This window comes from Priestia sp. JSM ZJ58 (assembly GCF_044383985.1).
Classification (GTDB): Bacteria; Bacillota; Bacilli; order Bacillales; family Bacillaceae_H; genus Priestia; species Priestia zanthoxyli.
Window position 1 is genome coordinate 1,082,422 of record NZ_JBISEM010000001.1, and the last position, 19,098, is coordinate 1,101,519.

Sequence of the window (19,098 nt, forward strand, 5' to 3'; positions counted from 1 at the left end):
TTATGACCACCTCTATTATACGATAAATGGCAAATGAACCGGTTCTAAATAGTAAAAAAATAAAATGGTTTGATGAACGCCTGGGCGTTTGTTAGTAGGGGAGAAAGGTGATTAAGATGACGCGTATTCCTGTAACGGTTATGAGAGGTGGAACGAGTAAAGGGGTCTTTATCAATCATGAAGAAATGCCTGTGAACAAATCGGATTGGGAACCGTTTTTGCTAGATATAATGGGAAGTCCGGATCAACGTCAAATTGACGGGTTGGGCGGAGCTAATTCGCTGACAAGTAAAATTGCGATTATTAAAAAATCAGATTTAGAGAAAGCTGACGTAGATTACACGTTTGCGCAGGTCAGCATCAGCGAATCTCTCGTTGATTTTAAAGGAAACTGCGGCAATATCTCCTCAGCAGTGGGGCCTTACGCAATTGAACAAGGACTTGTACAAGCTGTGGAACCGGTGACCAAAGTGCGGATTTATAATACGAATACTAAAAAAGTAATCGTAGCGGAAGTAGAAGTAGAAAACGGGAAAGTGAAAACAGAAGGGGAATGTATGATTCCTGGAGTGCCAGGTACGGGTTCACCTATTTATCTTTCGTTTGAAAACGGAGAAGGAGCCGTTACCGGAAAACTGCTTCCGACCGGGAACGCTATTGATCTTCTGCAAACATCCATCGGAACAGTAAAAGCATCAATTGTTGATGTAGGAAATCCGCTTGTATTTGTTAAAGCAGCGGATATTGGCCTAAAAGGAACAGAACTTCCGCATGAATACACGGACAAACAGCTGAAGCTATTTGAAGAAATTCGCTCCATTGCAGCGGAAAAAGCGGGGCTCGCACCTCAAGGCAAAGCAACTAAACTATCACCAGCGGTTCCAAAAATGACGATTATTGCTCCTCCGATGGACCACCGCGACGGGACTGGCAGAGAAAAAGCTGCTTCTCAAATGGACGTATTAATTCGCATGATGTCGATGCAAAAACCGCATCAAACGCTTGCGATTACAGGAGCAATTTGTACAACGGCGGCTATCTATACAAAAGGCACGCTTCTGTCAGAAATGGTTCAACTAAAAGGCGATACGGTTCGACTTGCTCATCCAATGGGAATTATGGAAACCAGTGTAGATCTAAAAGAAGGACAGGTTAATGGAATCAAAGTAGTGCGTACGGCCCGTCTTATTTTTGAAGGATTTGTTTATACAAAGCACGCGTACGATGTATGTTTATCAAGTTGATAACGTTCTCAAAAAAACTCTTTCTAGGAAACTAGGAAGAGCTTTTTTATGTTAGACTATTTTTACTGAATATTGAAAAAAGTAGGTGGTAGTATGAAAAAAAGAACGTATATTGATTTAAGCCACGTCATTGAAGACGGAGTTATCACGCATAAAGGCTTGCCGGCACCGATTATTTGCGACTATTTAAGCCGAGAAGAGTCTAAAAAGCTGTATGAACCAGGGACTGAATTTCAAATCGGTAAAATTGAAATGGTCACGAATACCGGTACGTATATTGACGTGCCGTTTCACAGATATAAAAACGGAGCGGATTTAGCTCAAACGGCTATTGATAAAACAGCCGGACTGGAAGGAATAGTAGTTTCAATCGACCCGACTTTAACGGCTATTGATGAATCTCATTTTCACCATATAGACGTAAAAGGCAAAGCGGTATTAATTCACACGGGATGGGATCGCTACTGGAATACAGACGATTATTTAGAAAACCATCCATACTTAACAGAAAGCGCGGCAGCTTATTTAGTGTCTCAACAGCCCGCTCTTGTAGGAATTGATTCGATGAATATTGACGACACAAAAGGAAAAGCAAGACCAGCTCATACGCTGCTGTTAGGAGCGGACATTGTAATTGCTGAACACTTATGTCACTTAAATCAACTAACGCAGTCCTTTTTATTTTACGCCGTGCCTCCTAAAATAAAAGGAGCCGGAACGTTTCCCGTAAGAGCATTTGCGGAGGTAGAAAGAAAATGATCCAGTTACATAGATATAGAGAAGTGCAGGAATTTAAAAACCAAGTAGAACCGCTTTTATCGAAGAATGAAGTTCTTCATAACTTAGCGCTTGGCATTTTACACAGCTTAAATGAAAGCAGCAAACCAAATTTCATGGGTGTTATTTTAAAAGACAGTCGTGCTGCGCTTGTGTTACTGCAAACGCATCCTAAGCAAATCATCCTGTCTCAAATACAGAAGCTAACGGAGGGTGAACTAAGCGAAGCGGCAGAGCTATTACAAGAAATCGACGTACCGGGCTTAGTTGGAGAAAGGCAAACGGCTTTATATCTTTCTCAAAAACTAGCAGCGCTAAAAAATCAAGAAGCTTCTTTGAAAATGGATCAGCGCATTTATCAGTTAGACAAAGTAAAAAAAGCTGTGGACGCGAACGGAGTGCTGGTAAAAGCAAGGTTGGAGCACCTTCCGCTCGTGACAGAATGGATTTGGGAGTTTATGGGGACTATTGGAGAGCCTGTGTCAAAAGAACAAGCTGTCAAAACAGGCGAAGCTTTTATTAAAGCAGAACGGTTATTTTTATGGGAAGTGAACGGGAAGTATGTGTCGATTGCCAATGCTACGCGTCCAACGACTCATAACATTACAATTAACTTTGTATACACGCCGCGGGAAGAACGTAAAAAAGGCTATGCCTCAAGCTGTGTGTCCACGCTTTCTCAGCTTATGCTAGACAGCGGTTTTCAAACAACAAGTCTATACACGGACATGACAAACCCTACGCCTAACAAGATTTATATGGAGATTGGGTATGAACACGTAGCTGATTCAGCACTAGTTTTATTTCATGAAAAAAAGTAGCAGGCTGTCTGCTACTTTTTCTATTACTTAAGGTTTTTTAACTAAATTAACGTGATTTAACGTTTTGCTATCATCAAAAATAAATTCAAGATCATAGGCGCCGGCGTGATACGTGTATCTCGTTTGAGTCGTACCATCACCTTTTACTTTACCTGTAAAGTTTGGCTGACCTAATTCTTTCTTTAAGTTAGCTTGCGTGATGGACCCTAAATTTGTTTGACGCTCTACATTCGTACCAAAATAGCGAATTTCATTGATGACGTTATTTTGGTCATAGCCGAATGCATACCCAGGATGGCCCATTTCCGCGTGGTAGTAGTCAAAGCTATTTGATGAACCTTCAGGCGGCGGACCGAACTGATCGCGAACGTCTTGACGCAGGGTTTTGCCAATTTTAAAGTCTGCTGTTAATCGTGGTACTTCACCTTTTACTGCGGCGTTATAAATTTCGTTAATGTTCTTTACAGCTGTTTGACTTTGACTGCTTGTTTCTTGAGATGTAGCTGCATGTGCTGGTGTATCAAGCTGAGCGACAGGAGCAAATCCAAACGCAGCAATTCCTGTAATCGTCGCAGCAGCAGCCGCTTTTGATAGTCGTTGTTTCATTTTCATGATTTTTTCCTCCTATATATAACGATTTAGCAACCTCAGTCTACCTAAAAGAGAAGGTAGGCCAGAATAGTCAAGGAGTCTTAGTTGAGTTGGTAACTGATATATATATAATGTAACACGTCTTTTAGAATGTAAACGTCAGGTAAAGCAAAAAGCAAAAAACGATTCATTTATCATAGGTGAAAAGAGTGGTTTATATTCCTTTATTAGGTAAAAAAACGCAATATGAAGAAGGTTCTAATGCTTTATAAAAAACTGGATAATAATTGTAATTATGATACAATAAATCAAGTATTTGTTAAAAATATAATATTTATTGCTGGAGTTTTGATGTATGGAAAAAAATTTGATGAGAGGTACGCTTTTATTAACAGCGTCTTCTTTGTTAACAAAGATTTTAGGCTTTATTTATATTATTCCTTTCACAGCCTTAGTGGGAACGTCAGGTTATGCACTTTATAAGTATGCATACGGTCCATATACATTGATGCTAAGCTTTTCGACAATGGGTCTTCCGCTTGCTGTTTCTAAGTATGTATCGAAATATAACGGTCTTGGAAACTACCGTGCGGGACAAGATCTGTTAAAAGCAGGACTTCTATTAATGACGATAACGGGCATAATAGGTTTCTTAGTCCTCTATACGATGGCACCGTGGCTCGCTGAACTAGTTATTAACGGAAAAGATTCCTCAGGAAATAGTCAAAAAGACGTAGTGTACGTCATCCGAATGGTAAGCTTTGCTTTAATTATTATCCCGCCTATGAGTCTATTACGAGGCTACTTTCAAGGTAACCAGTCTATGGGACCGTCCGCGCTAAGTACAATTATTGAACAAATAGTGCGAGTGTTGTTCATTTTAGTAGGAGCATACGCTGTTATTCACCTTTTTCATAGCACAATGACAAAAGCTGTTGGAATCGGTACGTTTGGAGCGTTTATTGGAGGCGTAGGGGGAATTGGGATTCTTGGAGCGGTTTATTTGAAGCGCAAGCGGTTGATTATAAAAGAAGTGAACAGCGGAAAGAATAATAAATCCGTTCCGTTCTCTTTAATGTTCAAAGAGCTTGTGACGTACGCTGTTCCGTTTGTATTAGTTGGTTTAGCTATTCCTATCTATCAAAATATTGATACGTTTACGATTAACATGCTTTTTCAATCAATAGGATATGGACAAGCTAAGGCTGAAACGATTAACTCCGTCATTGGATTAGCGCAAATTTTGGTGATGGTGCCGGTATCGTTAGCGACTGCCTTCAGCATGTCGCTAATTCCGGGCATTACATCTTCTTTTGTGCAAAGAAATTTACGAGAAGTAAAAGGAAAGATTACAAAAACGCTGCAGCTGCTGTTGTTTTTTACTCTTCCTGCTGCGGTAGGGCTTTGTTTATTGGGTAAGCCGGTATATATGATGATTTTTGGAGCGAAAAACAGTCCTGAAATCGGTGGAGTTGTTTTACAATGGTATGCGCCTGCTGCGATTCTTTTTGCTCTTTTTACCGTAACAGCCGCAATTCTCCAAGGAATTAATCAACAAAAGAAGCTAATTTTAGGCTTGGGCTTAGGAATTGTTGTGAAGATAGTATTAAACGTACTGTTGGTTTCAAGCTTAAAAGAAATTGGACCGGTTGTCGCGACTTACGGAGGGTATGGTGTATCGGTTATATATAACTTCTATTTAATTGAAAAATCTATTTCTTACCGAGTTCAATCACTGGGACAAGCTGCGTTGACACCTGTTTTATTAGTAAGTGTGATGTCAGCCGCTGTGATTATCGGCAATTATACTTCTCACTATTTTTTAGAAAATAAGCTGTCTGCATCTTCACTTGCGATTAGCACATCTTGTATTTCAATTGCTTTAGGTGCTGCTGTGTATCTAGGGCTTGGCGTAAAAACAAGTTTAGGGCAATCTGTTGTATTAAATAGAAGAAAAAGAATGTAAATGTAAAGGAGAGAAAGGTGTGTCAAAACGATTTTTACTAACCGTAGCGGCTGGAGGATGTATCATAATTTTCGGCGCGCTGCTGCTATTAAATTGGGAAAGAGTGTTTGGAGACTACCGTCCCATTCAAACGGCAAAAGCTGTTTTCAAATTAGAAGTGGGAAGTCAAGGTGTAGCAGAGACTACGGATTCAGATGATGCTCTTTACTATATGGTGAAAAAAGGACATTTAGATGAATATATTCAACTGATGAATGAAAAAGGCTATGTGTTAAAAGAGAAAGATATTGATCATAACCGACTTGTTTTTAACGATGGGCAAGAGGATGAGCAAATTTACTACAAGCGCTTTGCAAGGAAGTATACGATGATTGATGGAGAAGGGTAAAGGCCTTCACTTAGAATTACTACATACTAAAATCATTAAAAGAAAACACCACCTTGCGAATAAAAGGTGGTGTTTTTTTGTTAGATTATCTCATCTTAGTTTTGCTCTTGCTACCCCTGTTACGACCATACTCGTAATAAAAATAACTACGATTCCAATGTTGGTCGGGGTATCAAAAAATATTTTTGAAACGGCTAAAGCGATAATAAGCCCAATGGCTATGCCAGATAATTCTTTCATTAATTTCAACATTAACACCTCTTAACAATATCGCTAAGGAAAAGTCTAACATTATTGGTAAAGTGGTTTCAATTAATAACACATTAACCGAAGAAGCATAATAGAATTTATTTGCTACCACTAAATCCTTTCGACAGTCAACAAATTCAGTATAAGCGCTTTGTGAAGAAGTATAGAATGATTCAAGAAATGAGGTAAAGGCTTTAACTTCTATTTTAGTAGACTAAAACCATATAATCCTATCTGTTTTTAAAGTTTTTTTGTATGAAAAAGAAAAATAATATTGACAATTATTAAAAAACTATTAATATTGACTATATTACATAAAACAAATAGCTATTGTTTTCCTTATCAAGAGAGGTGGAGGGACTGGCCCTGTGAAACCCGGCAACCGCTGTCTATGACAGAATGGTGCCAAATCCTTAAGAACAGTATGTTCTTGAAGATGAGGAAGAGACGTTTGGTTAACGAGCTCTTCCTTTATATAAAGGAAGAGCTTTTTTTATATTATAGGGGGAGTAAGTTAAATGAAGAGATTTCTTATTTTAGCAGTTGCGCTTGTACTACTCGTAACTGGCTGTCAGTCAAAAAGCACAAAAAGCAGTGGAAGTGAAGAGAAAGGAAAGAAGCGAATTGCTCTTGTTTTGCCTGAAAAGATTGGAGTTAACCCGTTTTTTCAGCAAATGGATGAGGGAGCAAAACGCGCTGGGAAGAAGTATAACATTGATGTAAAGACAATTGAATCTACAGATCAAGCAGCCATTGAAAGTAATTTGCGTGCTGCCGTAGCAGAAAATTATGACTTGATTATTACATCTTCTTTTGAATCCGAAGATGCGTTGAAAAAAGTAGCTCAAGAAAATCCGCAGCGTCAATTTGCGATTATTGATACAGTGGTTGATTTACCAAATGTAAGAAGCGTTGTATTCCGTGAACAAGAAGCTTCATATTTATTAGGAGCAGCCGCAGGATTGATTACGAAAACGAATAAAGTAGGAATGGTTGCAGCTGATGATATTCCATTATTAAAAAAATGGACGGTAAGCTTTAAAGAAGGATTACAATCAACAAATCCCAAAGCAGAGTTTCTAGTAAATTATGTGGGAAGTTTCTCTGATCCAGCTAAAGCAAAAGAACTTGCTATTTTACAAGCTTCAAAAGGTGCTGATTTTATCGCTGGAGCATCAGCTGTAGGCGACTTGGGTGTATTTGAAGCAGCAAAAGAAAAAGGTTTTTATACGGCAGGACAAGATATTGACCGTACGGAAGTAGATCCTGAGCATATCATTTTATCGCAGTTAAAAGGATCTGATGCGGCTGCTTATGAAACGGTAGAAGCACTCGCAAATGACAAATTTAAATCGGGCGTAGTGACATACGGCTTAAAAGAAAAAGGTGTTGGGTTAACGTATGTGACTCAAGACAGCAAGACACCTCTTAATGACTTTGTAGGACAAGATGTAATTGATCAATTAAAAGAAATTAAAGATTCGATTATTGATGGAAAAACAGTGGTAAAAGATCCGTTAGCAAAGTGAGTTGAGAAGAGAAGTCGAGTAAGGCTGGCTTCTCTTTCTTATTTTTGAAAAAAACCTAAAGGGAAAGGAGCAATGAATGGAATGAGTGAGCTGTTGCAGTTAACGAATTTGACGAAGAAATACGGTTCATTTTTAGCAAACGATAACGTGTCTTTTACGCTGAAAAAAGGGGAGGTTCACGCGCTGGTCGGAGAAAACGGTGCTGGTAAAACAACGTTGATGAGGATGCTTTACGGAATGGAAAAGCCGAGTTCAGGAAGTGTTCAGCTGCACGGGAAACCTGTTTCGTTTTCATCTCCTGCGGATGCGATTAAAAACGGAATAGGCATGGTGCATCAGCATTTTATGGTTTTTCCTCATTTTTCAGTGGCTGAAAATATTGTCTTGGGGCATGAGCCAAAGAAAGGTCTCTTTTTCAACAGAAAGCAGGCGAAAGCAGATGTACAGCAATTAACCCAAACTTATCAAATTTCAGTGGATGTTCATAAAAAAGTAAAGCATTGCTCAATTGGGGAACAGCAAAAGATTGAAATTTTAAAAGTGCTGTATCAAGGAGCAGAAATTATTATTTTAGACGAGCCTACCGCAGTTCTTACTCCTTATGAAGTAAAGGAACTATTAAAAACAATCCGGTTTTTGGCTTCTCAAGGAAAAAGCATCATTATTATTACACATAAGCTGCAAGAAGTGATGGAAGTAGCGGACCGAATTACAGTTCTTCGAAATGGTAAAGTAGCCGGCGTCACAAGTAAAGAAGATACCAATGCTCACCATTTAGCGAGACTAATGGTAGGGAGAGAATTAAAAGAGCGTCCTGCAAGAGTGCCATCACAAAGCACTTCTCATTTAAGCGTACAAAATCTCTTTTTAAAAGGAAAAGGACAAAAAAACGTGTTGCAAAATGTGTCTCTTCACGTTTCTGCAGGCGAAATTGTCGGTATTGCAGGGGTTTCAGGAAATGGGCAGTCAGAGCTGCTTCAAGCAATTGCTGGATTAGTAGAAACAGACACCGGAAGTATCAAACTTGGAGATGAAGATCTTACAGGGCGATCTGTGCGTGAAAGAAGAGAGGCAGGAATTGCTCATATTCCAGAAGACCGCTATATGTGGGGAGCCTCTAAAGACGATACGATCGAGGAAAATGCGCTGATGGGCTATCAGTATAAAGCTTCTTACTCGAAGATGGGCTGGCTGAAAAGAAAGATATTCAAGTCGAGCGTGGAGGAATGGATAAATGAATTTTCGATTAAAGCCACTTCATCTAAGCAAAAAGCAGGAGAACTGTCTGGGGGAAATCTGCAAAAATTAATTGTTGCAAGAGAGCTTGGCCAAAACACCTCTTTTCTACTTGCTGCCGAACCAACGCGAGGAGTGGATATTGGGGCAATGGAACGTATTCATGATGCCTTGATTCAAAAAAGGAATAATGGCTCTGCTATTTTACTTGTATCGTCTGAGCTGTCGGAGATTATCTCACTATCAGATCGAATTTTAGTGATGTACGAAGGCAGTATTGTCGGAGAGCTTACAAGAGAAGAAGCGACGGAAGAGAAACTAAGCATATTAATGGCAGGAGGAACGGTAGAAGGTGATACAGTTGCAGAAACTTCTTAAATCATTAATCCAACCGATTATTGCGGTCATTTTTGGCTTAGCGATAGGAGGCATTATTATCTTCTTAACAGGTGGTTCGGTTTTCCAAACATATACAGAGCTCTGGAATGGAGCGTTTGGTAATTTTTATTTCTTCACCACTACACTGGCTCGCGCTACGCCTATTCTGTTAATTGCGTTAGGTGTGGGATTTGCTTTTAGAGCAGGTGTGTTTAATTTAGGGGGAGAAGGACAAATGGTCGTTGGAGCGATTAGTGCAGCGATTGTTGCTTATTACCTGCCGGCTCCAGGGATAGTCAAGCTGATAGCAGCCATTGCCGCTGCTGTTGTGGCAGGAGGTTTGCTTTCCGTTTTAGCAGGATGGATGGAAGCCGCGTTTAAAATTCAGCTTGTCATTTCGACCCTTTTATTAAATTATATCGCTGTTTTATTTGCAAGTTATTTAGCAGGTCACCCTTTTCAAGATAAAACAGGCTCAGCTGCTCTCGCTCAGACGCCTATGATTGAGCAATCAGCATGGCTTGGAAAAGTGTTTCAAGGAATGCCTCTTCATGTCGGATTTATCATTGCTCTAGTGGGTGCGCTGCTGCTATGGACGGTGCTTCGCTACTCTGTGTTTGGCTATGAAGTAAACGCATCCGGGAAAAATCCGTTGTTCGGAGCGTATGGAGGCATTCATCAGGTAAAAGTCATGCTGTTTAGCATGTTTATTAGCGGAAGCTTGGCTGGATTAGCAGGAGGATTTGAAGTGCTTGGTTCACAGTACCGATTTGTAGACGGTGCGCTCACCGTTCCTGGATATGCATGGACTGGAGTGATGGCTGCTCTGTTAGCAAATTCAAATCCAATCGGCATTGTTTTTACGTCTCTTTTACTTGCCGCTTTGCAAACAGGAGCGATGGGGCTAGAGCGTAATATAGAAATTCCGTTAGAAATTGCGAGTATTATGCAAGCTGTTCTTATTCTATTTATCTCAGCGAAATTTACAAAGCAGTGGTGGAAAGCCAAAAAGAAAGGAGCTGATATTCGTGGAGCTGCTTGATTGGTCACTGTTAAATGCAACGCTGCGAATGGTTGCACCGATTTTATTAGCGGCGCTGGGCGGAATGCTTTGTGCGCGCGTAGGCATATTTAATGTAGGGTTAGAAGGTCTGATATTGATTGGGGCTTTTAGTGGAATTGCCGGTAACTATTATACTCACAATGTCTTTTTTGCGATCGTGATTGCTGCTGGAGCAAGCTTACTTTTTGCTTTGCTTTTTGGAATGATGGTCGTGGTGTTTAAAGCGAATGAAATTGTCGTTGGGGTGTCTATTAATTTTTTAGCACTGGGCTTAACGACATTTTTACTCCGGACTATTTTTCATACAAAAGGTGCCTATTACGATAAAAACATGCACGGGATAGGTACATGGGATATTCCTTTAATTAAAGACATACCTATAATCGGCGACATTGTTTCCGGGCAGTCACCGCTTGTCTATTTTGCTTTTTTAGCAGCTATTGCTTTTTATATCTTCTTTTATCGAACGATTTTTGGTTTTCGTCTTCTAGCAGTAGGCTACAATAAAGTAGCAGCAAGTACGCTTGGGTTGAAAGCAATAAGATATCAGCTGTTTGCGATTGCAGCATGCGGAATCCTGTGCGGGATCGCGGGAGCACAGCTTTCGTTAGGGCAAGTCACGATGTTCTCAGAAGGTATGACTTCAGGGCGTGGATTTATCGCACTTGTTGCGATGATGCTCGGTCAGTCTCATCCGCTCGGTATTTTAGCGTCAAGTATCCTTTTCGGCTTAATGGATGCCGTGAGCACACGACTGCAAGGTTTTTCAATACCGACTGAGTTTACGATGATGGTCCCTTACGTACTTACATTAGCCGCGATGTTTTTCTTACGAGATAAAGGTGTCGAAACGAATCAAACAAGTCAGCAAAGTGCACGCTGATAAAAAAATAAAGAGGTGGTACCTATGAACAAAGCAGACCGTATTAAACGAATGAAAACACCAGAAATTGATCCAAAGTATGAAGGACGAGTGCCTCCGGGGCAAGTAGTGACAGAGCGCTTTCCTATTTTACATGAAGGGGACGTGCCGGAGTATAACTTAGAGGAGTGGACGCTTCGTGTGTTTGGATTGGTAGACAAGGAAGTGACCCTTTCCTATCAAGACATATTGGATATGCCGCAAACGACGGTGAAATGTGATATTCACTGCGTAACGAGATGGACAAGGCTTGATAATGAATTTACGGGCGTATTGTTTACAGACTTTTTAAAAGCAGTTGGCGTGGAGTTAAAAAGTAAATATATCATGCTGCACGGAGACAATGACTATACGTCAAACATTGAAGTAGAAGATTTGCTGAGAGACGATATTCTTCTTGCTCATTCCTTTAACGGAGAGCCGCTTACACCTAAGCATGGATATCCGCTGCGATTGGTTGTTCCGCACTTGTACTTTTGGAAAAGTGTTAAATGGCTTCGAGGCTTTGAAGTCATTGATGAAAATCATCCTGGCTTTTGGGAGCAAAACGGCTTTCATCTTAGAGGAGATCCATTTAAAGAAGAGCGTTTTTCTGGAGAAGATTTAGGTATTCCAGAAGATGAGTGGGTACATAAAGACTATGATTAATAAAAATGCCTATGCTTGTGCATAGGCATTTTGTTAGCGCTGGCGGTTTAACTCCCACACAACGTGGCGAAGTTCAGGCAAAATCAGCTTGGTCATGGCTAGACGAACCGCACCGCTTGATCCTGGTGTAGAAAAAACGGCTTTTTCGTTAACCGTCCCGGCAATTGCCCGGCTCATAATCGCTGCGCTGCCAATGTCTTCCGTGTAGCTCAGCATGCGAAACAGCTCGCCAAACCCGACGATTTCTTTATGAATCAGCGCTTGAACAGCTTCAATCGTGACGTCTCGTTTTGTAATGCCGGTTCCGCCGTTTGTAAGGACAACGTCAATGTCATCATCACTGCAGCCGGCAAGTATCGCTTGTTGAATCGACGTTTGGTCGTCTTTTACAATTTCATATGCTGCGACTTGCATATCATGTTCTTTTAGAAGTTGGATCATCAGCGCGCCGCTTTTATCGGTTTCTTTTGTACGTGTATCGGATACGGTAATGACTTTGCAGCGAACGGGCTGCGTTGCTTTGGATTTATGTTCGTGTACGCTCATTATGTACCTCCTTTACGCTTCTGTACGTTTGTAGTCACCGTTTTTGCCGCCTGATTTTTCAAGCAGATATGTTTCGCCAATAATCATCCCTTTATCAATGGCTTTGCACATATCATAAACGGTTAATGCGCAGGCAGAAGCGGCGGTTAAAGCTTCCATTTCAACACCGGTTAATCCTTCCGTTTTAACCGTTGCTTCTATTAATAAACGATACTGGTCATTGCTTGTATCCCATTCAAATGAAAGGTTCACGCCTTTTAATAAAAGAGGGTGACACATCGGAATAATGTCAGACGTGCGTTTTGCTGCCATGATCCCTGCTACTTGTGCAACAGCAAGCACATCGCCTTTTCCGATCTTATGTTCTACAATGGCTTCGTGAATTTCTTTGTTAACAAGTATGCTTGAACGAGCTGTTGCAACGCGGCGAGTGATAGATTTTTCGCTAATATCGACCATATTGGCCCGGCCTTGATCATTAAAATGAGTAAAAGAAGACATCGGTGTTTTCATCCTTTTTCAGTAAATTTTGTTGTATGATAGAAATAGTGAGATATGCTATGATTTTACACCATAGCGCAAAAAGTGAACAGACATAAAGGAAGTGAAGAATGTATGTTAGAAAGCAGAACACCTATTTCAATTCCTGAAGCAATTGAAAAAGTTATGACATATAAAAGAAAAGGCAGCATCGAACGTGTATCGATCACCGAAAGCTACGGACGCTATTTAGGAGAAGATATTATCGCCGACCAAAACGTGCCTCATTTTAATAAATCGCTTTATGACGGCTTTGCGGTTCGAGCACAAGACTGCGTAGAAGTATCAAATGAACATTCTGTCGAGTTCGAAGTTGTAGGTGAAATCGGCGCTGGCTCTGTCTTTGAAGAAGAACTAAAGCCGTTTCAAGCTGTGCGCATTATGACAGGAGCACAAGTGCCTCATTCATGTGATGCGGTTGTGATGCTTGAAGTAACGAAGTCGTATGAAAAAGAAGGCAAAACGTATATGGCGTTAAGCAGGCGGGCTTCAAAGTGGGAACACATTGCGTTAAAAGGAGAAGAAACAAAAAAAGGAGACGTGCTCGTTTCAAAAGGAACGCGCATCAATCCGGGCGTCACCGCTTTTTTAGCTACGTTTGGCTATGCGGATGTAGCCGTGGTGAAGCAGCCGATTGTTGGCGTGTTAACAACAGGAAGCGAACTGCTTGATGTGAACGAGCCGCTAGAACCAGGGAAAATCCGCAACAGCAACTCCTATATGGCACTTGCACAAATCGTAAGAAGCGGGGGAATTCCGAAATATTTAGGGAAGCTTGAAGATGATTTTGACCGCTGCTATGAAGCGGTAGAAAAAGCGCTTGAAGAAGTGGATATTTTACTGACAACCGGCGGCGTATCCGTTGGGGACTATGATTATTTACCGGCTATTTATAAAAAGCTTGGCGCGAACGTGCTGTTTAACAAAATTGCGATGCGACCGGGAAGCGTCACAACAGTCGCAGAACGAAACGGACAGCTGTTGTTTGGATTATCAGGAAACCCATCTGCTTGCTATGTCGGGTTTGAACTGTTTGTACGTCCGATTGTTCGCAGCTTTTTACATTCACCGGCGCCTCATTTACATAAAACAAAAGCGGTGTTAAACGGCCGTTTTAAAGAGCCTAACGCATTCACAAGAATGGTGCGAGGAAAAATTACAGACGAAGGGGGAAGGCTCTTAGTAACGCCTGTTGGCATGGACAAGTCGGGTGCTATTTCATCTTTAGCTGCGGCGAACGGCTTGATTGTTCTTCCGGGTGGAGAGCATGGATACGATAGGGGAATAGAAGTGGATGTGCTGCATCTTGAAAAAGAAGGTACAAGTTCGCTTTGGGTATAAAAGCAGAAGTCTGCTTATTGCTTGTCCTTTTTTTCAATAAGAATTTGAAGCAGTTCTGTAATTCGATCTAATTTGCTTTCAATGCGCACGAGTAAGTAAAAAGATAGCGCAACTGGAAAGCCTAATTCTTTAATATAACTAACCAAGTTTTCTATAATTGCATACCTCCTTCAATTAGAAGATACACTATAATATGTGATTTCTAAGTATTTGTTCACAGGACATACATCCATTTTTAAGACAAAAGTCCTTAAGAAATAAGAAAAAGCAGCCTCGGCATTGGCAAGCGAGGCTGCTTTTTATAAGGGTTCATTCACACGTATTCAAGTATGAACGATTATTGGAATTAAACTATAACATATTTTAAAATATAAATAATACTTTTGATGTGTTCTAACATATGAATAAGAGGTGCACTTTTAATTCATCGATTTAATTGGTCCTCCTAATGAAAAACCAACTAAATGAAGGATGTATAAAAAGCTGCATATTCTATAAAAGTGACTTTTTCAGAACTCTTACTTCCCTAAGGGTTCTCTTTTTTGCTGTGTGCCTAAGAGAATGGTTGTGTACACAGTTTATATTTTAATCCTGAGATAAATAAATCCAGTTGATTTCATCAAATTCTTCAATACTATAATTTGAACCTATATTCTTTAACATTTTATTGAAGAATTTTAGATTAACTTCATGATCATACAAATCTTCTTGAATGTATTCCTTAATAATAAAGTTTGTTAAATTTGTATTATTAACAAAGTCTGAAAAGAACGATGTTATAAGGTCTGAATCTTCTTCGTTTAATTTTTCATCATTAATGATCGAAATCCTAAAAACGTTTAAAATCGCGTCAATATCTTCTGCATCCATATAACATAATGGATCTAGTTTTTTATCTTCTTCTGTAAATGGATTTCGAGTGTCTTCAATAACTACATAAGAAATAATTCTTCCATTTCTTGATACATGGAAGATTTCTAAATCACGCAATTTTAAAATTCTATGAAGCGATATCATAAGTTCCTCCTGCTAACATGTTGATGTACGATATTTTTATAAATTAGATATTGTTAAATCTGTAGTATTCAGTTTACAGTAAAATAGTCTTGTGTGGTATTAATTAACACATATATAAACATATACTTTGTTAAGGAGGAGTAGATAAAATGTATTATTTAGAACCAAAAGATTATGATAAGATACATAACATTTTAAAAGCATCATTTAAGACTCCTACATTTGCTTTTTCTGTCGTTAATCATGTTATTGAAGGATCTGTGTATGTAAATGATCGTATGAGGCCAACGTCAGGATTTCTTAGAATACCTGCAGGTGACTATTATGTATTTGGTAAAGGAAATGATGGGGTGTTTAATAAATCTCTCTATCGTTACTTCGTTGAGAATGTTTATGGTAAGGAAAAACGTTTTACTGTTTTTACTCCATCGACCGACTGGGAGGCTTTTTTTGACGAGACTTTCGAACCGTACGTAAAGAAAATGATGCGTTCTAAGTATAGATTTGTTGCTTCAAAAGTTCCTTCTAAGTATAATCTTCCCGATCTTTATGAGTTAAAAGATTTTAACTCCGACGCTTTAAGAAAAAGTAAGAATTTGAATGAATCATATATAGTGGATTACTGGGAATCAGAAAGTCATTTTCTGAAAAATGGATTAGGCGTTTGTGTTATCCATAAAGAAAATATTGTCGCTGAATGTGTGTCGATCTTTCATAGTGGAACAATAGCTGAAATCGATATTGTGACTAATCCTAGCTATAGAGGACGGGGACTGGGAAAGATAGTAGGTCAAGAGTTTATAAAAAAGTGTTTAGAAAAGAACGTTATGCCTGCTTGGGATTGCGATAATAATAATGAAGCGTCAAAAGTATTAGCTAGTAAACTTGGATTTTCTAATGAAGAGAGTTACGCTCTATATGTATTAAAATGAAAAGCCCTAGAAATATGGTTTTTTTCTTTGTACCAACAACATATTTTAAGTTAACTAAGTCTAATTATGATAGGTATCTTACAATGTAATTATAAGGAAGAAGAGGTGGATATAGGGATGTTGACGGCAGTAGTTGTAACTGTTTCAATTTTATCTTTAGCTTGGATTGTAGGGAAAAAAGAGCAGCCGAGGAAACAATGATTAGAAGAAAAAGCATCTGAGGTGGTATATATGCAAAGACAGCAAGGCATTACTGTCCTTTTATTAATGTTAGGAATGGCAGCTATTTCTTTAGGGATGGCTTTGAAAAATGTATTTGAGTACTCTCCTACGGTGGGATGGCTTTTAGGAACCGCAATATTAATAGGTAATTCTATTTATACAGGTGTACAAATTAAAAAGAAAAGTCATACATAATTAATTTCAAAAGTGCTTGGATAAACATTATCCAAGCACTTTTTTAGCTTATTACATTACAGTAACTACTCGTGTATAGGCTATATCTAAAGTACACGAATCTATTAATAAATATAATTTATATTTAAATTTCTTCTTTTTTCATTGCTCTCGCATTAATAATTCTGTTCTTATGCGTTTCTCCCCAGTCTTTCATAAGTAAAATGATTGGTTCGAGAGATCTTCCGAATTCGGTTAGGGAGTACTCTACTTTTGGGGGGATTTCTTTATAGATTTCACGGTGAACAATCCCGTCTTTTTCTAACTCTTTTAATTGAAGGTTTTGAGAGGACATAAGTGAATATAGAAGAAACGTTGGAGCTTCTCTTTTAAGTTTAATTCCATAATTACTTCTTGTTAGGTTTTAATCGTATTTGAAAAGGGTATAGTATCCTTTAGTCAAGCTGCTAGAATAATTGTCGCAAACGTTTGCAATCAATATAGATACACTGTTCTAAAAACAGCTGTCCACCCCAAAACAAAGGGAAGAACATCCAATTTTGACATGCAGGAACGCAAAGCGTAGAATCTTTCTAACAGATAAACAAATTACTATTTCAAGAGGCTTAAAATTTAGGTTGATTTTATATAAGGGAGCGTACATATTTGAAAAATCAGTTTGCTCAATTAATACAGAATAATGAAAGCGTTCATATTTACTACAACATTGACGATATGAAAAGTTACTTAGACAATCTTGTGTCTTATATTGTTTCGGGTATTGAACAGAAGAGACATACTTTAGTTATAGAAAGTGAAAGATTAATTCCATTAATTTTTGAAAAATTAGAGGGAATTCTAACTAAAGATCAATTAACCTATATACATACTATTAATAATTTTGATTATTACTGTTCAAGTGGAAGTTTTCAGCCTGCCATAATCTTTGAACACCTTTCTAGACACTTAGATCCTTTCTATAAAAACAATACATCTTTTCAAATATGGGCTCATGTAGAATGGGGACAGCAAGAAGGAATTATACCTATTCTAGAAGAGTTTGAAAATGAAGCCGATAAATTAGTAAATAAAGGCGGATTGTATTTAGTATGCGCTTATGATGAAGAGAGAGTACCAGAAGTTCTTAAGCTCGCTTTAATGAAATGCCATCCATACGTAATTTTAGAAAATAAAATTGCGCCATCCCATTTATATGTAATGACAGATGCAGTGTAATTGCTATTTTGGTTGGGATTTGCTCATAAAAACACAGGTGAATAGAGAACCAATAAAGAGCCTTATACTTTAAGGCTCTTTATTGGTTGTTTTCGAAAGTTATTATGTTAACTAAAATTGCATTTTGAATAGCTTGTTTAAGTTTGTGAAAACTTATGAACAGAAGAAAAAAGCCTGCATAACTGTGCATGAAATGTCGGATAGGTCTATTCAAATCCTGCTATTCTGATAATAAGGGAGGTCATATAAATGGATTTGCTTAGAAATATGAATAGAGCTTTAGACTATATTGAGGAGAATTTAACCAATGATATCGATTTTAGAGAAGTAGCAAGACTGGCTCTTTGCTCTGAGTATCACTTTAAAAGAATGTTTTCTTTTCTTGCAGGTATTACTTTATCAGAATATATTCGCCGAAGACGACTTACACTTGCAGCATTTGAACTTAAAGATAGTAACATCAAAGTCATTGATGTTGCGATCAAGTACAATTACAGCTCACCCGATTCGTTTACAAGGGCTTTTCAAAATCTACACGGTATAACTCCTTCGGAAGCTAAAAAAAATGGGAGTTCACTTAAAGCATTTCCAAAAATGACCTTTCAGTTATCAATTAAAGGAGGAAATGAAATGAATTATCGAATTGAGGAAAAAGAGGCCTTTCATATAGTCGGTATTAAAGAAAGAGTTCCAATAATCTTTCATGGAGTCAATCCAAAGATTGCTGCTATGTGGGAAAGCTTGAACGATGAAACAATACGTGAATTAAAAGAACTTTCTAATGTTACACCATTAGGTTTGCTTAGTGCATCTGTGAACTTTTCTGAAGGGAGAATGGAGGAAAAAGGGCAGCTGGACCATTATATCGGTGTAGCCACAACTAAGGATTGTCCCGATCATTTAGTACAACTTGAAGTGCCAGCTGGAACATGGGCTGTATTCGAAGCAGTCGGACCATTTCCTGACACATTACAAGATGTATGGGGACGAATTTATTCAGAATGGTTTCCGGCCTCAACTTATGAACAAGTAGAAGGACCGGAAATCTTATGGAATGAACATAAAAATGTAACGTCGCCAACCTTTAAAAGTGAAATATGGATACCCGTGTTAAAAAAGTAATGATGACTCCGTAATGGAGAGCAAAGGTAGATCGCAAATGTGATCTACCTTTGCTACTTTATAGCTTTCTATCAACTACATTACGTTGACTAAATAAATATGTACCGTCCTTACATAAAAAGCAGAAAAAGCTCCCTATTTCCGTAGGGAGCTTTT

At 38.7% G+C, this 19,098-nt stretch carries 21 protein-coding genes, 1 pseudogene and 1 riboswitch; of the genes and pseudogenes, 15 read left to right on the top strand and 7 right to left on the bottom strand.

The features are described 5' to 3' along the window. The first annotated feature begins 116 nt into the window (after positions 1-116). The 3 genes from ACH6EI_RS05550 (at position 117) to ACH6EI_RS05560 (ending at position 2,842) form a co-directional block, all read left to right on the top strand. Positions 117-1,244, top strand: a complete 1,128-nt coding sequence (locus ACH6EI_RS05550) for a 2-methylaconitate cis-trans isomerase PrpF family protein (RefSeq protein ID WP_028414935.1) — start codon at positions 117-119, stop codon at positions 1,242-1,244. 93 nt (positions 1,245-1,337) lie between these two features. Then, positions 1,338-2,003, top strand: a complete 666-nt coding sequence (locus ACH6EI_RS05555) for a cyclase family protein (RefSeq protein WP_098113616.1) — start codon at positions 1,338-1,340, stop codon at positions 2,001-2,003. Further along, entirely contained in the window at positions 2,000-2,842 is an 843-nt protein-coding gene (locus ACH6EI_RS05560) for a GNAT family N-acetyltransferase (RefSeq protein ID WP_028414933.1), read from the top strand. The genes ACH6EI_RS05555 and ACH6EI_RS05560 overlap by 4 nt, the downstream gene beginning before the upstream one ends. A gap of 27 nt (positions 2,843-2,869) precedes the next feature. Here the strand turns inward: ACH6EI_RS05560 and ACH6EI_RS05565 are convergent, their stop codons facing one another. Beyond that, complete coding sequence (locus ACH6EI_RS05565) at positions 2,870-3,454, bottom strand: YjgB family protein (RefSeq protein ID WP_108674274.1); 585 nt, start codon at positions 3,452-3,454, stop codon at positions 2,870-2,872. A gap of 334 nt (positions 3,455-3,788) precedes the next feature. Between ACH6EI_RS05565 and ACH6EI_RS05570 the strand changes: the two genes are divergently transcribed. Next, positions 3,789-5,399 carry a putative polysaccharide biosynthesis protein gene (locus ACH6EI_RS05570; RefSeq protein ID WP_108674273.1) on the top strand — a complete coding sequence of 537 codons (1,611 nt, stop codon included), beginning with the start codon at positions 3,789-3,791 and terminating at the stop codon, positions 5,397-5,399. Positions 5,400-5,418: 19 nt separating this feature from the next. After that, entirely contained in the window at positions 5,419-5,787 is a 369-nt protein-coding gene (locus tag ACH6EI_RS05575; RefSeq protein WP_028414930.1) for a hypothetical protein, read from the top strand. A gap of 90 nt (positions 5,788-5,877) precedes the next feature. Here the strand turns inward: ACH6EI_RS05575 and ACH6EI_RS05580 are convergent, their stop codons facing one another. Next, on the bottom strand, positions 5,878-6,039 hold the full coding sequence (locus ACH6EI_RS05580) for a hypothetical protein (protein WP_155017469.1): 162 nt from the start codon (positions 6,037-6,039) through the stop codon (positions 5,878-5,880). A 333-nt stretch (positions 6,040-6,372) separates the two neighbouring features. Then, positions 6,373-6,479, top strand: a riboswitch (SAM riboswitch). A gap of 75 nt (positions 6,480-6,554) precedes the next feature. Here ACH6EI_RS05580 and ACH6EI_RS05585 point away from each other — a divergent pair. The 5 genes from ACH6EI_RS05585 (at position 6,555) to ACH6EI_RS05605 (ending at position 11,812) form a co-directional block, all read left to right on the top strand. Further along, a complete protein-coding gene (locus ACH6EI_RS05585; protein ID WP_014458769.1) occupies positions 6,555-7,565 on the top strand; it encodes a BMP family lipoprotein in 1,011 nt (336 codons plus the stop codon). Positions 7,566-7,646: 81 nt separating this feature from the next. Further along, positions 7,647-9,179 (top strand): ABC transporter ATP-binding protein, encoded by a 1,533-nt coding sequence (locus ACH6EI_RS05590; RefSeq protein ID WP_108674272.1) that lies wholly within the window; start codon positions 7,647-7,649, stop codon positions 9,177-9,179. Then, on the top strand, positions 9,154-10,221 hold the full coding sequence (locus ACH6EI_RS05595; RefSeq protein ID WP_189643473.1) for an ABC transporter permease: 1,068 nt from the start codon (positions 9,154-9,156) through the stop codon (positions 10,219-10,221). The genes ACH6EI_RS05590 and ACH6EI_RS05595 overlap by 26 nt, the downstream gene beginning before the upstream one ends. Then, on the top strand, positions 10,208-11,125 hold the full coding sequence (locus ACH6EI_RS05600; RefSeq protein ID WP_042991975.1) for an ABC transporter permease: 918 nt from the start codon (positions 10,208-10,210) through the stop codon (positions 11,123-11,125). Before ACH6EI_RS05595 ends, ACH6EI_RS05600 begins: the two co-directional genes overlap by 14 nt. A gap of 24 nt (positions 11,126-11,149) precedes the next feature. After that, positions 11,150-11,812 carry a sulfite oxidase-like oxidoreductase gene (locus ACH6EI_RS05605; RefSeq protein ID WP_108674271.1) on the top strand — a complete coding sequence of 221 codons (663 nt, stop codon included), beginning with the start codon at positions 11,150-11,152 and terminating at the stop codon, positions 11,810-11,812. Positions 11,813-11,845: 33 nt separating this feature from the next. On the opposite strand, the gene ACH6EI_RS05610 is transcribed toward ACH6EI_RS05605, so the two are convergent. Then, a complete protein-coding gene (locus tag ACH6EI_RS05610; protein WP_014458774.1) occupies positions 11,846-12,358 on the bottom strand; it encodes a MogA/MoaB family molybdenum cofactor biosynthesis protein in 513 nt (170 codons plus the stop codon). A 12-nt stretch (positions 12,359-12,370) separates the two neighbouring features. Then, positions 12,371-12,859 carry a cyclic pyranopterin monophosphate synthase MoaC gene (moaC, locus tag ACH6EI_RS05615; protein ID WP_394530429.1) on the bottom strand — a complete coding sequence of 163 codons (489 nt, stop codon included), beginning with the start codon at positions 12,857-12,859 and terminating at the stop codon, positions 12,371-12,373. A 114-nt stretch (positions 12,860-12,973) separates the two neighbouring features. On the opposite strand from moaC, the gene ACH6EI_RS05620 reads away from it, so the two are divergent. Next, positions 12,974-14,239: a molybdopterin molybdotransferase MoeA gene (locus ACH6EI_RS05620; RefSeq protein WP_108674269.1), complete on the top strand. Its 1,266-nt coding sequence runs from the start codon at positions 12,974-12,976 to the stop codon at positions 14,237-14,239. 14 nt (positions 14,240-14,253) lie between these two features. On the opposite strand, the gene ACH6EI_RS05625 is transcribed toward ACH6EI_RS05620, so the two are convergent. Together ACH6EI_RS05625 and ACH6EI_RS05630 are read right to left on the bottom strand one after the other, a co-directional pair. Further along, positions 14,254-14,385 (bottom strand): YvrJ family protein, encoded by a 132-nt coding sequence (locus ACH6EI_RS05625; protein WP_014458777.1) that lies wholly within the window; start codon positions 14,383-14,385, stop codon positions 14,254-14,256. A 439-nt stretch (positions 14,386-14,824) separates the two neighbouring features. Further along, positions 14,825-15,256 (bottom strand): hypothetical protein, encoded by a 432-nt coding sequence (locus ACH6EI_RS05630; protein ID WP_028414921.1) that lies wholly within the window; start codon positions 15,254-15,256, stop codon positions 14,825-14,827. Between the two features lie 149 nt (positions 15,257-15,405). On the opposite strand from ACH6EI_RS05630, the gene ACH6EI_RS05635 reads away from it, so the two are divergent. Both ACH6EI_RS05635 and ACH6EI_RS05640 read left to right on the top strand, forming a co-directional pair. Further along, a complete protein-coding gene (locus ACH6EI_RS05635) occupies positions 15,406-16,188 on the top strand; it encodes a GNAT family N-acetyltransferase (RefSeq protein WP_394530426.1) in 783 nt (260 codons plus the stop codon). 231 nt (positions 16,189-16,419) lie between these two features. After that, entirely contained in the window at positions 16,420-16,605 is a 186-nt protein-coding gene (locus tag ACH6EI_RS05640) for a hypothetical protein (RefSeq protein WP_028414919.1), read from the top strand. 124 nt (positions 16,606-16,729) lie between these two features. Here ACH6EI_RS05640 and ACH6EI_RS05645 read toward each other — a convergent pair. Then, a pseudogene (locus ACH6EI_RS05645) lies at positions 16,730-16,924 on the bottom strand (winged helix-turn-helix transcriptional regulator); the annotation flags it as partial. 326 nt (positions 16,925-17,250) lie between these two features. Here ACH6EI_RS05645 and ACH6EI_RS05650 point away from each other — a divergent pair. Next, entirely contained in the window at positions 17,251-17,820 is a 570-nt protein-coding gene (locus ACH6EI_RS05650; RefSeq protein ID WP_028414918.1) for an MEDS domain-containing protein, read from the top strand. Positions 17,821-18,069: 249 nt separating this feature from the next. Beyond that, entirely contained in the window at positions 18,070-18,942 is an 873-nt protein-coding gene (locus ACH6EI_RS05655) for an AraC family transcriptional regulator (protein WP_108674268.1), read from the top strand. Positions 18,943-19,098 lie beyond the last annotated feature (156 nt).

Coding starts and splice junctions, on each gene's coding strand:
- ACH6EI_RS05550 (WP_028414935.1), top strand. CDS start 117: ATGACGCGTATTCCTGTAACGGTTATGAGAGGTGGAACGAGTAAAGGG.
- ACH6EI_RS05640 (WP_028414919.1), top strand. CDS start 16,420: ATGCAAAGACAGCAAGGCATTACTGTCCTTTTATTAATGTTAGGAATG.
- ACH6EI_RS05620 (WP_108674269.1), top strand. CDS start 12,974: ATGTTAGAAAGCAGAACACCTATTTCAATTCCTGAAGCAATTGAAAAA.
- moaC (WP_394530429.1), bottom strand. CDS start 12,859: ATGTCTTCTTTTACTCATTTTAATGATCAAGGCCGGGCCAATATGGTC.
- ACH6EI_RS05605 (WP_108674271.1), top strand. CDS start 11,150: ATGAACAAAGCAGACCGTATTAAACGAATGAAAACACCAGAAATTGAT.
- ACH6EI_RS05560 (WP_028414933.1), top strand. CDS start 2,000: ATGATCCAGTTACATAGATATAGAGAAGTGCAGGAATTTAAAAACCAA.
- ACH6EI_RS05635 (WP_394530426.1), top strand. CDS start 15,406: ATGTATTATTTAGAACCAAAAGATTATGATAAGATACATAACATTTTA.
- ACH6EI_RS05570 (WP_108674273.1), top strand. CDS start 3,789: ATGGAAAAAAATTTGATGAGAGGTACGCTTTTATTAACAGCGTCTTCT.
- ACH6EI_RS05610 (WP_014458774.1), bottom strand. CDS start 12,358: ATGAGCGTACACGAACATAAATCCAAAGCAACGCAGCCCGTTCGCTGC.
- ACH6EI_RS05630 (WP_028414921.1), bottom strand. CDS start 15,256: ATGATATCGCTTCATAGAATTTTAAAATTGCGTGATTTAGAAATCTTC.
- ACH6EI_RS05590 (WP_108674272.1), top strand. CDS start 7,647: ATGAGTGAGCTGTTGCAGTTAACGAATTTGACGAAGAAATACGGTTCA.
- ACH6EI_RS05555 (WP_098113616.1), top strand. CDS start 1,338: ATGAAAAAAAGAACGTATATTGATTTAAGCCACGTCATTGAAGACGGA.
- ACH6EI_RS05585 (WP_014458769.1), top strand. CDS start 6,555: ATGAAGAGATTTCTTATTTTAGCAGTTGCGCTTGTACTACTCGTAACT.
- ACH6EI_RS05565 (WP_108674274.1), bottom strand. CDS start 3,454: ATGAAAATGAAACAACGACTATCAAAAGCGGCTGCTGCTGCGACGATT.
- ACH6EI_RS05655 (WP_108674268.1), top strand. CDS start 18,070: ATGGATTTGCTTAGAAATATGAATAGAGCTTTAGACTATATTGAGGAG.
- ACH6EI_RS05580 (WP_155017469.1), bottom strand. CDS start 6,039: ATGTTGAAATTAATGAAAGAATTATCTGGCATAGCCATTGGGCTTATT.